Raw genomic sequence first — 14106 nt, forward strand, 5'->3', positions numbered from 1 at the left:
ATTAGCAATAGGGGCATGTCAAAATTTCAGTGCTTCACAAAAAGCTAATGAGTTAATTATTGATAAATATAGTCGCAAATTGCTAAGGAGGAGATATTGTCGATAACTTTTCCGCTTGCTGAGGCCTTTCTGCTATCATTCCTTTTTTAATGCCTTCCTTAATACCTTGGTTATAACGTATCCATGAAGCTCAATCCCGGACAAAATGATGCCGTACACTATGTTAGTGGCCCTTGCTTAGTCCTAGCAGGCGCTGGCAGTGGCAAGACCAGAGTGATCATTAATAAGATCGCCTATCTGGTGGAAAAGTGTGGCTATAAAGCACGCAATATTGCTGCGGTTACTTTTACAAATAAAGCGGCACGCGAAATGAAAGAGCGTGTATCACAGTCTATGGGGCGTAAAGAGGCGCGAGGATTATGGATCTCAACTTTCCATACTTTAGGCTTAGAGATTATTAAACGCGAGCATAAAGTAGTTGGCTTAAAGGCTGGCTTTTCGCTGTTTGATGATCAAGATACGTTAGCGCTATTAAAGGAACTGACTCAGGATGAGTTAGACGAAGATAAAGATCTGCTGAGGCTATTAGCCACCACCATATCCAACTGGAAAGGTGATTTAGTTATCCCTGAGCAGGCGCGTAAGATTGCCAAAGATGAACAGCAGCAGCTGTTTGCGCTACTGTATCAGCGTTATGCTCAGCACATGAAGGCCTATAACGCGCTCGACTTCGATGATTTGATTCTATTACCGACTCTGTTATTGAGACAGAACGAAGAGGTAAGAACTCGCTGGCAGACTCGCATTCAATATATGCTGGTGGATGAGTATCAAGACACTAACACCAGCCAATATGAGATGGTTAAGTTGCTGGTGGGCGAGCGAGCTCGCTTTACCGTGGTAGGCGATGATGATCAGTCTATCTATTCATGGCGTGGTGCTAAGCCACAAAACTTGGTGCTCTTGGGTAAAGACTTCCCGCGATTAAAATTGATTAAGCTGGAGCAAAACTATCGCTCTAGTCAGCGCATCTTGCGCGCAGCCAACATTCTTATTGCTAACAATCCGCACGTATATGAAAAGGCTCTATTCAGTGAGCTCGCTTATGGCGAACCTATCCGGGTGTTGATTGCTGCCAACGAGGAGCAGGAAGCGGAGCGAGTCGTCGCCGAGATGATCCGTCACAAGTTCGTTGGTAGGACCTCATATGGGGATTATGCGATTCTGTATCGCGGTAACCATCAGTCGCGTCTACTCGAGCGTGCATTGATGACTAACCGTATTCCTTACAAACTCAGTGGTGGCACCTCTTTCTTTGGTCGTGCCGAAATCAAAGACATCATGGCTTACCTGCGTTTGGTGGTTAACCCCGATGATGATAATGCTTTCTTGCGCATTGTTAACTTGCCTAAGCGAGGGATTGGTCCAGCAACGCTTGAGCGTCTAGGTAATTTTGCCAATAAGAAGCAGATCTCGATGTTCGCTGCTATTTTTGAGGCCGACTTAAATCATGAATTACCGCCTGCTGCCATGTCGTCTCTGTATCAGTTTGGTCGTTTCGTGGTTGAAATGGGTGACTGTGCCGAACGTGGCGATCCCGTCGAAGCTGTTAAGCAGTTAATTCGAAAGATTAATTACGAAGACTACCTATACGAGACCAGTACTAGCGCAAAAGCGGCTGAAATGCGCATGAAGAACATTTCTGAGCTTTACCGCTGGGTAACAGAGATGCTGCAAGGCGACGATTTAGATGAAGGTATGACATTACCTGAGGTGGTTACTCGTCTTACCCTGCGCGACATGATGGAGCGTAATAACGAAGATGAGGGCGGCGATCAGGTTCAACTTATGACCTTACACGCCTCTAAGGGACTGGAATTTCCTTATGTGTTTATGGTGGGCGCCGAAGAGCGAATTTTGCCTCACCAAAGCAGTATCGATGAAGATAACGTCGATGAAGAGCGTCGTCTGGCATATGTGGGGATCACCCGTGCACAAAGAGAGTTGTGGTTTGTGATTTGTCGGGAGCGTCGCCAGTTTGGTGAAACCATTCGTTGTGAGCCGAGTCGCTTCTTGATGGAACTTCCTCAAGATGATCTCATTTGGGAAAACCGTAAACCGGTGCAAACTGTAGAGCAGCGTCAGCAGTCTGGGAAAACGAATATCGCCAACATAAGAGATATGTTCAAGAATAAGTAGTGCTTGTTTCTTAAAGCTGGGTATTGGCTTAAATTAGGCACATACCCTGTTTTTGTTTGTCTCTAACTCAATCACATTACCTAATAGGCTACCTTGGCCTTTAGTAAATCCTAACTCCTGCAATATAGCGCACTGTTTGTGATTGCTTATTCCTACGGCGAAGATCTCAAACTCTAGAGCCTGAGCCGCATTAAAGTAGGCTTTTACCAACTTAACATGTTGCTGACTGTTTAGGTGAGCGGCATAGCTAGAGTCGAGTTTTAGTGCTTGAATGGGGAGGAAGGTCAAGCTACTGATCGCGCTGTGCGCACTGCCATAGGCTTCAATCCCAAGTTTGACATCAAGTTTGCTGAGGCTATCGAAGGCGCTGATGTGATTATTGGTGTTTTGCACGAAGGCCTTTTCATTAAAAAACAGGGTCAACTCGTTAATATTGAATTGGCACTGCTTAACTCTATTTTTAAGGGCTCTTAACGCATACTTATGATTCAAGTGCTGACTCGAGATAGACACATGTAGTTGAAGTTGACTGCCATATTCCAGTTGCATGTGATGATAGCTCTGATTAACCAACTCTAATAAGTAATTGTCGAGTTCAATCACCATGTTGCAATGCTCGGCGATATTGTTCAGTTGTGCTTGCTTTAACTTGCCTAAAGTCGGGTGATGCCAGAATAGCCTAGGCTCGAAAGCCAGAGTTTGTTGTGAGCCCAATGCCATGATTGGCAGGTAACTGAGTTTTAACTCTTGATTGAGTAGAGCATTTTTAAGTTCGTTTTCTAGCTTGATATCTTTAATCTGTTGCTGATTCACCCCATGATTAAAGATCACATAGCAGCCTTTACCATGTGATTTTGCTTGGTACATCGCCGTATCGGCATCTCGAAGTATCGACTCGCTAGTGTCTGAATGGCTGAGTCCGCTCATCGCAAGGCCAATGCTGGCACTAGAGTTAAATTGCTGGTTAGCAAGCTCATAAGGCCTGGACAGCTCGGCCAATACTCTTTCTGCTACATCTTCTGCATCCTGCTGACCATTGATACTATCGAGAAAAATAACAAACTCATCACCTCCTAGGCGGGCGAGCATGTCATTGCTACGAATACACTGTTGCAGGCGTTTTGCCGTTTCAATTAAGAAGCGGTCGCCTTGTAGGTGGCCTAGGGTGTCGTTAAGCAGCTTAAATCTGTCCATATCAATAAAGAGTACGGCAAATCTATTAAGACTATGCCTACGCACATGCTTTATTGCTTGAGTTAAGCGCTCCATAAACATGGAGCGATTGGGAAGGCCTGTCAAATTGTCATGCTTGGCATCGTGCACTAACTGGCGTTCGATACATTTACGTTGGTTAATCTCCTTTTCAAGATCTTGATTAACGCTCTCTAATGCCTTAGTTCGTTGATTAACTTTGTCTTCTAACTGCTCGTAGCTTAGCTTTAATGACTCGGCAGATAATTTTTTCTCAATCGCAGTCGCAATGTGGTGAGAGACAAAAGTAAGTAACTCTAGGTCTTTCTCTTGATAGTTTTGGCTAAAACTATAACTGTAAACCGTCAGTGCACCGCAGACTTGACCATGAATAAACAGGGGGATACCTATCCATTGGTTGATCTCTTGGGTTTCATTTAGCTCAGGTGCTTCGCAATAGATAACCCCCGATTCAACAAGCTCATTAATATCATTTCGATTGAGTAACCTGGGCTTGCTATGCATTAGGATGTACTCGGTTAAACCATCACTTAGGGCTCGAGGTTTTGGCAAGGTCTGGTCAAACTGAGAGACGAAATAGGGAAAGGTGATAGCATTTCGTTTTTCATTAAGCTGCGAGATAAAGCAGTTATTGATTGGCAGTAAATGGCTAATGACGCGATGGATCTCGCTGTAGAACTCTTGGTTATCGATATTTGAGTTCGCCAAGTCTGCGATCTCAAACAGTGACTTTTGTAGACGTTCAGCGCGGCGCCTTTCATAGACTTCTTGCTTTAGTTTGTTATACGCGATGCTTAACTCTTTGGTGCGGGTGTTTATTGCTTGCTCTAACTGCTCTTGATTTTGCAGCTTTTGAATCACTCCAGAAATATGGTGGCTAATGAAGTTCATTAGCTCAATCTGTATCTCATTATAGAGGGTGTCACGGCTATAACTTTGAAAGACTAATACACCTATGGTGCTATCGACGCTTCTAATCGGAGTGCCTACCCATTGATGGAAATGGCTGCCCCGCGGCGTGATGGCTTTTGACTCGACAAGTTGGCGGTAGGTTTCATCATCACAGATCAATGTTTGATCTGTTTTGAGCACGTAGCCAGTTAGTCCACTGGACAAAGTGTCGGATAACTCTTCGTTGGGATAGCAGTCTCTAGGGTGTACGTCTTTCTCATCTTGAAAGAAAGGGATTTCAATCTTGCCTGTGGTCGAGTTGAGTGTGGCGATGAAAAAGTTATCTGCAGGGATCAGTTTTTTGATCGACTTATGCAGTGATAAATAGAATTCTTCAGGAGTGGTAACTCTTGCTGCAAAGTTAGAGATCTCTAGTAGCGCATTTTGAGTTATCTCTGCACGCTTGTATTTCAGCGCCAACTTTTTTAAACGAGTAATCCTTTTATTCAATCTCAATGTCACTTTTGACTGAGATGTTTCTTCCCTAAACATGTTGTTCCGCCAATCGCCACTTTAAATTTGGTTATGATTTGAGCTGATACATATTGATAACACGAAATAGAGGCATATCCAAGTCATTATTTTGACGCTTTTCTGGAAGCTTTGGTAGAAAACCGTACAAATTACTCAATTCTTGAGCAAACGAGCGGGAAATGGATAAAAAAAGCAAAACAAGTGTAGACGGCAGGGCGTTTTGAACCTACTATATGCCCCGCTAACAAGGCAAGGCACCCATAGCTCAGCTGGATAGAGCGCACCCCTCCGGAGGGTGAGGCCGAGGGTTCGAATCCTTCTGGGTGCACCAGAATGGAAACGGCGTCTTTGTTAGTAGGAAATATCAGTGGTGATTGTAGCTCAGTTGGTAGAGTCCCGGATTGTGATTCCGGTTGTCGTGGGTTCGAACCCCATCAGTCACCCCATTTTCCTCACAGAGTTTGATTCTCTTTAAACATCTAAGACTCGGTGATTAGCGCAGCCCGGTAGCGCATCTGGTTTGGGACCAGAGGGTCAGAGGTTCGAATCCTCTATCACCGACCATATATATAAATAGTGAGTTTACTCGGTATTTAGCAAGTTAAGTAAGATAAAAGATTTTCGGTGATTAGCGCAGCCCGGTAGCGCATCTGGTTTGGGACCAGAGGGTCAGAGGTTCGAATCCTCTATCACCGACCATTTTTACAAAAAAGCCTCTCGAGAAATCGAGAGGCTTTTTTGTTTTTTAAAAGGCCAAGAAAGGTACTAGATCCTAGGGCGCTTCGCTGTGAGGGCGGGCTAAAGCCCTGCTAGGAAGAGCAGAAGCAAAATAACGCTACCTTTGTCGTTTCTTCGCTTTCCATCTTAGCTTTCCCCGCTTTTCTCCTCTTTGCACTTCCTAGGACCTGCTTTTTCTAGCGCCTAGGGCCTTCTTTGCTTTTCCTATCCTAAAAATAAAAAAGGCCTCTGAGAGGCCTTTGTTTGTTTCAGCTTTAACTAATTCGTCTTAACTATCGACATTATTCAATTGCGGTAGGCGGGGAGATAAAGCCCATATACGCATTGGTCTTTAATGGTATGAAACGTTTTAGCTGTGCTTCTTCCTCTATGCCAGTAGCTATGATCTCGATATCTAAACCTTTGGCGACATTAATCAACGCTCGGCATAGCTCGCTGCTGTGAGCATCTTCATCGTAGTAAGCGAAGGATTGATCAAGCTTCACATAGCTCGGGCGTATGTTCTGCAAGTAGGCCATTGAGCCAAATTGGCGGCCAAAGTGGTCAATACCGAAGTGGGCACCGTTATCACGAATGATGGCACATATGGCCTGACAGGCTTCAGGGTTACTGTAAACAGCGGCTTCGGGAATATCAAAACAGATCCGCTCTCGTAGTGTTGAAGAACGTAGGAACTTATCGAGCCATTGATGGAACTCGATATCGCCAATACTCTGGAAAGTTAAGTTAATGGCGACAGGTTCGAAGTTTCTATCTAATAGTTTCTTATTATGAATAGTCTTAATTAGGCATTTATCTAGCAGGCTTCCTAAAGAGAGCAGTTCGACATAGGGCATGAACTGACCCGCATGCACCATCTTGCCGTCGATCTCCAACTGGCAATATAGCTCTCGCTGTAAAACAGACTCAGTTTGATTGAGCAAAATGGGTTGCCACTTAAACTTGAATTGACCGTCGGTAATTGCATGGCTTAGATGCTCGCGCCACTGCTCTCGAGTGAATAGCTGCTTCTCACTGGTCTCAAACCAATGGAAAACTTTATTCTCTTGCAGAGACTTCTGCAGGGCATTATCGGCTTGTGCCAAAATATCAGTGACTGTCATCTGACCGATACGCTCGGCAATACCAATCGCAAAGTGTTCGTTTGGCTTACAGCCTGCCTTGGAGATCTCTTGATTAATGGTACGGATCAGGGTTTGCAGGTATTTACTGGTCTGCTCATGCTCAGAACTGGTGATCAAGAAAGCAAATTCATATGCGGCAATACGGGCAATAACAGAGGTGGTTACACCATCTAAATGCTGCTTCATTTTATCCGATAGCAACTTGATGGTTTCATCGCGGACTTGGTAGCCATACTTGCTGTGTACTTCTTCTAGCCAGTCAAATTTTGCCATCATGAGTGCGCCACTCTTGGGCTCACTTAGCCAACTGTTTAACCGTCCCATCATGTATTGGCGGTTTGGTAGGCCAGAGACTTGGTCGACAAGGTTTTTCTTTCTCAGCTCGCCAACTTCTTCATCGAGTGAATTAAAGATCTGCTTGAGTTGATCGGACATGCTGTTGAAAGCCTGTACCACAGATTTTAACTCAATGGTCTTGGGCACTGTCATGTCGGGACCAAATTTGCGATTGGCGATCTCTGTGGCATGTTCTGCAATATCGTGCAGTGGTTTTAAAATCCAAGTTAAACCGACTCGGGCAAAAATAATGGCAATCAGAAATAGGATTGAAAAGACTATGATGGCATTGGTCATGGTACGCCAGAGTTCGTGATAGCCGAAACCTGGGTGAGCGGTGATCTCAAGGCGAGCGAGTTGGATCCAGCCTGAGGTGATGGTGCTCTCGCGTTTAATAGTTTTGAATAGCCCTAAGTCGATAAACCACTGGGGAACCCCTTCGATTTTCATCGGGTTTTCCCACACCTGTTGTTTGCCATCAACTAACCAGGTGAGTTTGACTTGCTGGTAGTAGCCACCCTCAAAAATCACATTGATCAGGGTTTCTGCACCTACAATATCACCCGCTTCTAAATCGGGGACCAACATAATACCGAGTGAGTGGCTGGTATTGTTGAGATCGGATTCCATTTGTTTAGTTAGGAAGCTTTGAGTTTCGGTAAATTGTACATAACCTAAACTCGCAACAACCAACAAGAACAGTACAAACAGTAGTGTGTATATCTGTCGAAACAGTGTCATCTTCTAACTACTCCAGTTTTATCTTGGGTTGGTTAAGGCGCTCAACACCCAAGCGATGTTGCAGGTCATTCCATTTAGCAAGTTTTGATGAAGAACCCGCTAGAACACCTCGTCCTTTTTCTTTGTTTAGCCATAACTGTCGACCATTAAAGCTGTAGACAGGCAACAGATCTTTTCTCTGTGTTGCAGGCTTAATTTGCTTATCAAGGTTATCTAAAACAAGAGGGATAGAAGAGGGTGTCTCATAGTAGGCGAGTACCATGTGATATTGATTTACGCTGGTAGCTTTAACCATGGTTATGCGTAATTTATCTTCAGACACACCGAGCTGAAGTAGGGTAAAGTATTTGGCGATTGAGAAATCCTCACAGTCACCACCACTGACCCCAATAAACTCCATGGGCGTTGCCCAATAATTCTTATTTCCCCAAAGCTTTATATCATCGACAAAATGGAAGAGGTTGAAAAAGTTATTCACCATCAATATTTTATCGTTATCTTGTAAGCCTTTAGCTTCATCTAAAATCTTAAACCAGGCTCTAATTCTTTTGCCTGCACGCTCGCCATATTGCGATTCAATCGTTTGGGTAATATGCTCAGCATCTAACTCTTGAACAGGTCCAGCATAAAGACTAGAGACAGACAGAGCCAATACCGTCAATTTTAATTGGCAGACTTTTCGTAATTTTTTTAATTGATAAAGCCTGCCAACCATGGTGCTCCAGAACGATTTCTATTTAACTTCTTCGTCTACCGTGTAGATGTGCCACTTCATATCCGCAGTGGTGTCGTCGCCAGTGAGTTCAGCGATGACTCGACGGTTTATCTTATGTGCTGATGCGGTATGAGTCGGATCGATAGGACGATCGAAGCTATAACCTACTGCACTGAGTCTACCTGAATCAATACCAAAACGTTCAGCAAGTAGAGAGCTGACTGCATTGGCACGATTTTGAGACAGGACTTGGTTATGTTGGTGTGATCCCGTTTTACTACAGTGGCCCTCAATAACCGCTTGGGTATTAGGGAACTTCTGCATAAAGCTTGCGATCACTTCTACCTGCGGATAATACTGAGGATCGATATAGTAAGAGTCATTAGCAAACAGGATCTTGAGCTCCTGACGCTCATTAATTGGCTTGATTTTACCGCAACCATAGTTATCGATAGTTGCTCCAAGCGCAGTTTCGTTACAGCGCTCTCTTGCTACAATCACACCATCATGATCGATATCGCTTAGATCGTTAACCTGTACCGTTGGCTCATCCATGGTGGCAATATCACGCATTGAGCAGCCACCTAAAATCGCGAGACTTAATAGAACTAGTATGATTTTCATTGTGGGACTCCTCCTTCGTAATCTCTCTCTCCATTCCAGACATCGGGTCTAGTCACGCGCAGTGAATCGAGCAGTTGCCCGGTGGCATTTAATACGCGGTATTGAGCGATAATTTCATCATACTCAGACTCTAAATAATCTTTTCTGGCTTCAAAAAGCTCATTTTCAGTATCGAGTAGATCCAGTAGGGTACGCTGACCTAAATTGAACTGCTGGCTATAGGCAACTTGGGTATCTTTAGCTGCAACAACATGGTCGCGAATGTACATTTTTTGCGGAGTGAGAAGCTCGTAGGCGTTCCAAGCTAAGTTGACGCCTTCAACAACCTGTCTGTGGGCACGTTGACGGATCTCTTTAGCTTCGCCAACTTTATAGGCGGCTTCTTTTTCACGAGCCAGATCGCGACCACCGGCAAATAGGTTGTACTTTAAGCGCACCATAGCAACTAGATCATTATTATGGCCACCAACATTATTACTCGCCAAAGCGGAATAACCATCTTCACCATCGAGGTTATTATTCCAGTTACCATCTAGCTCTAAGGTAACCTTTGGATAATAATTGGATTGCGCCGAGTCTTTCTCATTCTCGGCGGCGTAGATGTCGCTCGCGGCTGATTTAAGAATCGGATGGTTATCTTGGGCCATCATGACGCTACTGCTGAGATCGGCTGGAAGCATGTCTGCGTCAGGCACTGGCACTATCATGTCTTCTGGTTGTTGCTCAACGATGCGAACAAATTGAGATTTGGCATCGTAGAAGTTATTGCGTGCGGAGATTACATTGGCGTTAGCACGCGCTAAACGACCGGTAATTTGCGAAAGATCGGCAGTAGAGCCTAGGCCTGAGTCGGTACGCTGCTTAATTTGCTCGTAGATATCTTTATGACTTTGAAGATTCTTCTCTGCCAAGGTGAGAACCTGTTCACTGCGAATATAATTGATGTAAACTTTTGCAACATCTAGCGCCATATCTTCGGCGGCGGCAAATAATGCCCACTGTTCGGCGCTGGCTTCGAAGCTGTATCTGTCGACTTCGCTGCTAGTGTGGAAACCATCGAAAAGCATCTGTTTGATACTAAAACCCGCCTCACCACGTTCTAGTTCTATCACGCCATCATCATCAACGTCGCCTTGGCCAACACCATTAGGAGCACGTCGACGAGTCGATGGGCTGTTAGTCTGCTCCCAACCATAGCCAGCACTGATATCAACCGTTGGCATATAGCCCGCTACCGCTTGATTTACCTGCTCTTCACGAGCCTTAAAGCGGTTAAATGCAATCCGGATTTCGGGATTTGTATCCAGTGTGTGTGCTACAGCTTGCTCTAGCGTTTGGCTAGAAACTGTAGCTGGTATCATCAGCGCGCTAACGGCAAGTGCTAATGCACTGCGCTTTAGCTGCCGTACTGTGCTGCTATCCATGTATAACCCCTCCTGGTTGTTTTTTATATCGGGTTTAGCGCTCTCTAAGCGCCGTATCTTTAGCCCGCAATATCGGATTAAGTATGTACTCTAAAACGGACCTTTGCCCAGTAATCACATCCACCGAGGTAAGCATCCCCGGGATGATAGGCATTTGAGTTCCATCGTCTTTTGTTAGACTAGAAAACTCGGTTCTCACCTTTACTATGTAGAAGCTGTTGCCTTCTTCGTCTTGAGTTGTATCGGCACTAATGTGCTCAACCACGCCATTCAAGCCACCATAGCGAGTAAAGTCATAGGCTGTGACTTTTACTACGGCGGGTAATCCTGGGTGCAAGAAGGCGATATCTTTAGGGATAATCTTCGTCTCAATTAATAGCTTGTCTTCTGACGGTACGATTTCAATTATGTCGACACCAGGTTGAACTACGCCACCAAGAGTATTGATATGGATAGTTTTTACCGTGCCGTTCACAGGGGATACTATTTCAGCCTTACTGACCTTATCTTGAGCTCCGACTTGAGCTTCGTTCATGCGTGATAATTTAGTCTGCATTTCGTTAAGTTGAGCGCGGCTGTCTGCGGCATAAATCAATACCGACTCTCGGCGTTTTAGAATGGCCTCATCCATGGTGGACTTCACCTTTGGCCTGAGTAGGCGAAGTGAGGCCAGCTCTCCTTGAATATCGTTTACCACTCGTTGCAATTTGAGTAGCTCAACTTCGGGAACAATGCCTTTTTCTGCCAGTGGACGAGTCAATTCAAGCTCTCGAGATACTAGTTGGAAGCTCGTCGTTAGCGTTCTAATTTTGGAAGCGAGCTCTTGGATCTCTTGGTTACGCTGCTGGATCTGTCTTGCCTGGATCTCGAGTTGATTACTTAAGTTATCTAATCGACCGGTATATTCTTCACGTTGGCGATTCGTGAGTTTAGGGTCGCCCTCTTCGAGAGCTGCAGGAAATATTAATGGCTGAGGAGATATCTTGACTTGCTCGCGCCAGTCGTTAGTGATCCCTGAGATGGTAATGCTATTGAGCTCAGCTTGTAAGCGAACGACATTGGCGACTAGGCTGTTGACCTCTTGCTCTTGTTGAGCAAAGTCAGACTGAAAACGAGTTGCATCGATGCGAACTAGAGGTTGGCCTTTAGTCACAATCAAGCCTTCTTGGACGTACATCTCTTGTAAAATACCGCCATCTAAACTTTGAATAACTTGCACTTGTGATGAGGGGATGACCTTGCCCATTCCAGTGGTTACTTGGTCAAGCTCAGCAAAATACGCCCAAACTAAAAATGTCACTGCTAAGGCGGCAAGTGCCCAGATAATGAGTCTATGGCTGGTTGGGGCATCGGTCATCATTGCGCCGTAGACGTCATCGACCATCTCTAATTCATGCGTGGTTAAGTGTTTACTCATTTCTTAGCTGCTCCCGCTAATAAACCATCATTCAGCTTCTTGAGTACTTCAGCTTTCGGGCCATCGGCAACAATATGACCACGATCGAGGACGATGATACGATCGACAAGATTGAGTAAGTGCATCTTATGGGTGATGAGCAGCAGGGTTCGGTCTTTACTAACATTGTGCATAGCATGGATAAATTGCTTTTCTGCGCGCGCATCGAGACTCGCTGTCGGCTCATCCATTAACAATACAGGTGGATCATTCAAGGTTGCACGGGCAAGGGCAATGGTTTGTCGTTGGCCGCGGGAAAGCTCGCGGCCACCTTCGCCAACCTGCTGATCTAACCCTTCGGTTTCTAAATTGGTAAATAAGTTCACACCGGATAGTTGCACCGCACGGATCAGTTGATGCTCGGTAACTTGGCGAGTACCAAACAAAATATTGTCGCGTACCGTACCGTGAAACAGGGTGATATCTTGCGGCAGATAACCGAAGTTTCGCCTTAAATCACTTGGGTGGATCTGAGCCGAGTCGATACCATCGTAGGTTAAACTTCCTTTGGTGGGCTGAAATAGGCCAACCAAAAGTTTTGCTAGGGTGCTCTTACCTGAGCCATTGCGACCGATTATGGCTACTCGCTCACCGGGAGCGATGTTTAGTGACAGAGGGTGCAGTACGGGGCGCTCGGATCCTGGATAGTTAAAGCCAATATGATGGGCGGTGATCTGGCCTAATAAGCGTTGACGGCTAACGAGATGGCCCTTGTTTTCAAACTCATCTTCTTGAGTCATGAGCTCATCAAGCTGACGCAGGGCACTGGCAGTTTGGTTGCCACGTGTCATTAGGCCTGCAAGTTGCGCCATGGGGGAAATCGCGCGGCTAGAAAGAATAACCGCCGCAATGATGCCGCCCATGGATATTTCATTTTCTGATACGCGATAGACACCTAAAATCACCACAAAAATCACAGAGGTTTGCACCACAAACGTCGCCACATTGGTCACTGACGTGGTTATTTTTTTGCACTTCAGTTGCCAGTTAGCTGTATGACCAATCATCTGCTGCCAGCTTTTCTGGACAACGCCTTCAGCACCACTGGATTTTATTGATTCAATAGAGGCTAATGACTCAATCAAGTGGCCGTGTTTAAGGCCTGAGAATTTATTACTCTCGTCAATTGCAGCCTTAAGTTTTGGCTGCATGATTAGGGTGTAGCCGATAATAATAATGCTACCTAAGAAAGGTATAAGCGCGAGATCGCCAGCGACAAGATAGATAATCGTTAAGAAGAAGAGTGCAAACGGCAGATCAACTAAAGTTGTTATTGTCGCGGAGGTGAGGATATCGCGAATGCTGTCGAATTCACCGAGTTGCTTCGCCATGCCACCTACGCTAGGAGAACGTTTTTCTAGTGGAATGCCGATGGCCTTAGCGAAAAGTCGAGATGAGACAATGATGTCGACCTTCTTGCCTGCCACATCGATAAGGTAGCTTCGAAGCTGGCGCATTATTAAGTCGAAAATGTACGCAATGCCAGCACCAATTGCTAGCACCCATAGAGAGTCAAATGCTAGATTTGGTACGACTTTATCGTATACGTTCATGATAAAGAGTGGAGAAACCAAGGCAAACAAGTTCACCAGCACAGAAGCTATTAGGGCGTCGCGGTAGATGGGAGCCGAATCTTTAATGGTTTGCAGTAACCAGTGGGCTTTGCTTTCGTGAAGATGAACATCTAAGCCCATATCACCTCGGTATTCCTGTTTAACTAAGAACAGGTAGCCCACGTAGAGCGCTTCGAGCTCTTCTATCGAAAGGGTTTCTTCGCCGCCAGTTTCTGGTAGCTGGATTACCGCGCGATCTTTTTCTATGTCGAGCTCGCGCAGAATGCAGGCTTTTTTATCCTTTAAAAGTAAAATACAGGGGAGCAGAATCGGGGATATTTCGTTTAATCCCTTGCGTGACAACTTAGCCGCCAGTCCAGCACGACTAGCTGCTTGAGGTAGAAGCTCCGGAGTTAATACATGTCCCTGCATAGGCAAGCCTGCCGCCAGCGAGTCGCTGGAACATGGGCTACCGAAATGCTCGGTGAGTAACACTAAACTGTCTAGCAGAGGATCGACCATCACCCGTTGAGAGGCTGAAATCGTCCACTGCTCAGCA

General features: G+C 45.4%; 8 protein-coding genes and 4 tRNA genes. 5 read left to right on the forward strand and 7 right to left on the reverse strand.

What is annotated here, in order from left to right:
* Positions 1 to 183: 183 nt before the first annotated feature.
* Positions 184 to 2199, forward strand: a complete 2016-nt coding sequence (gene rep, locus SPEA_RS01930; protein ID WP_012153629.1) for a DNA helicase Rep — start codon at positions 184 to 186, stop codon at positions 2197 to 2199.
* 33 nt (positions 2200 to 2232) lie between these two features.
* On the opposite strand, the gene SPEA_RS01935 is transcribed toward rep, so the two are convergent.
* Positions 2233 to 4854 carry a bifunctional diguanylate cyclase/phosphodiesterase gene (locus SPEA_RS01935; protein ID WP_012153630.1) on the reverse strand — a complete coding sequence of 874 codons (2622 nt, stop codon included), beginning with the start codon at positions 4852 to 4854 and terminating at the stop codon, positions 2233 to 2235.
* Between the two features lie 236 nt (positions 4855 to 5090).
* Between SPEA_RS01935 and SPEA_RS01940 the strand changes: the two genes are divergently transcribed.
* The 4 genes from SPEA_RS01940 to SPEA_RS01955 all read left to right on the forward strand — a co-directional run bounded on the left by SPEA_RS01940 (position 5091) and on the right by SPEA_RS01955 (position 5535).
* Positions 5091 to 5167: transfer RNA gene (locus SPEA_RS01940), tRNA-Arg, on the forward strand.
* A 39-nt stretch (positions 5168 to 5206) separates the two neighbouring features.
* Positions 5207 to 5282: transfer RNA gene (locus SPEA_RS01945), tRNA-His, on the forward strand.
* 41 nt (positions 5283 to 5323) lie between these two features.
* Positions 5324 to 5400: transfer RNA gene (locus SPEA_RS01950), tRNA-Pro, on the forward strand.
* Positions 5401 to 5458: 58 nt separating this feature from the next.
* Positions 5459 to 5535 (forward strand) — tRNA-Pro (locus tag SPEA_RS01955).
* 320 nt (positions 5536 to 5855) lie between these two features.
* Here the strand turns inward: SPEA_RS01955 and SPEA_RS01960 are convergent.
* Genes SPEA_RS01960 through SPEA_RS01985 form a run of 6 tightly spaced genes read right to left on the reverse strand, consistent with a single transcriptional unit; the run spans position 5856 to position 14069 of the window.
* Positions 5856 to 7775, reverse strand: coding sequence for a bifunctional diguanylate cyclase/phosphodiesterase (locus SPEA_RS01960; RefSeq protein ID WP_012153631.1), 1920 nt, complete (start codon positions 7773 to 7775; stop codon positions 5856 to 5858).
* 7 nt (positions 7776 to 7782) lie between these two features.
* A complete protein-coding gene (locus tag SPEA_RS01965) occupies positions 7783 to 8490 on the reverse strand; it encodes a transglutaminase-like cysteine peptidase (protein WP_012153632.1) in 708 nt (235 codons plus the stop codon).
* Positions 8491 to 8508: 18 nt separating this feature from the next.
* Positions 8509 to 9114: an OmpA family protein gene (locus SPEA_RS01970; RefSeq protein WP_012153633.1), complete on the reverse strand. Its 606-nt coding sequence runs from the start codon at positions 9112 to 9114 to the stop codon at positions 8509 to 8511.
* Positions 9111 to 10538: a TolC family outer membrane protein gene (locus tag SPEA_RS01975; RefSeq protein WP_012153634.1), complete on the reverse strand. Its 1428-nt coding sequence runs from the start codon at positions 10536 to 10538 to the stop codon at positions 9111 to 9113. Before SPEA_RS01975 ends, SPEA_RS01970 begins: the two co-directional genes overlap by 4 nt.
* Positions 10539 to 10572: 34 nt before the next feature.
* Positions 10573 to 11955, reverse strand: a complete 1383-nt coding sequence (locus SPEA_RS01980) for an HlyD family type I secretion periplasmic adaptor subunit (RefSeq protein WP_012153635.1) — start codon at positions 11953 to 11955, stop codon at positions 10573 to 10575.
* The gene (locus SPEA_RS01985) at positions 11952 to 14069 is read right to left on the reverse strand and encodes a type I secretion system permease/ATPase (RefSeq protein ID WP_086024343.1); all 2118 of its coding nucleotides are present in this window, start codon (positions 14067 to 14069) and stop codon (positions 11952 to 11954) included. The genes SPEA_RS01980 and SPEA_RS01985 overlap by 4 nt, the downstream gene beginning before the upstream one ends.
* Between the last annotated feature and the right edge of the window lie 37 nt (positions 14070 to 14106).

Source organism: Shewanella pealeana ATCC 700345 (assembly GCF_000018285.1).
Taxonomy (GTDB): Bacteria; Pseudomonadota; Gammaproteobacteria; order Enterobacterales; family Shewanellaceae; genus Shewanella; species Shewanella pealeana.

Bases quoted from the DNA above. Each gene is read 5' to 3' on its own strand.
- SPEA_RS01970 (WP_012153633.1), bottom strand. From the start codon at position 9,114: ATGAAAATCATACTAGTTCTATTAAGTCTCGCGATTTTAGGTGGCTGC.
- SPEA_RS01980 (WP_012153635.1), bottom strand. From the start codon at position 11,955: ATGAGTAAACACTTAACCACGCATGAATTAGAGATGGTCGATGACGTC.
- SPEA_RS01965 (WP_012153632.1), bottom strand. From the start codon at position 8,490: ATGGTTGGCAGGCTTTATCAATTAAAAAAATTACGAAAAGTCTGCCAA.
- SPEA_RS01975 (WP_012153634.1), bottom strand. From the start codon at position 10,538: ATGGATAGCAGCACAGTACGGCAGCTAAAGCGCAGTGCATTAGCACTT.
- SPEA_RS01935 (WP_012153630.1), bottom strand. From the start codon at position 4,854: ATGTTTAGGGAAGAAACATCTCAGTCAAAAGTGACATTGAGATTGAAT.
- rep (WP_012153629.1), top strand. From the start codon at position 184: ATGAAGCTCAATCCCGGACAAAATGATGCCGTACACTATGTTAGTGGC.
- SPEA_RS01985 (WP_086024343.1), bottom strand. From the start codon at position 14,069: ATGGTCGATCCTCTGCTAGACAGTTTAGTGTTACTCACCGAGCATTTC.
- SPEA_RS01960 (WP_012153631.1), bottom strand. From the start codon at position 7,775: ATGACACTGTTTCGACAGATATACACACTACTGTTTGTACTGTTCTTG.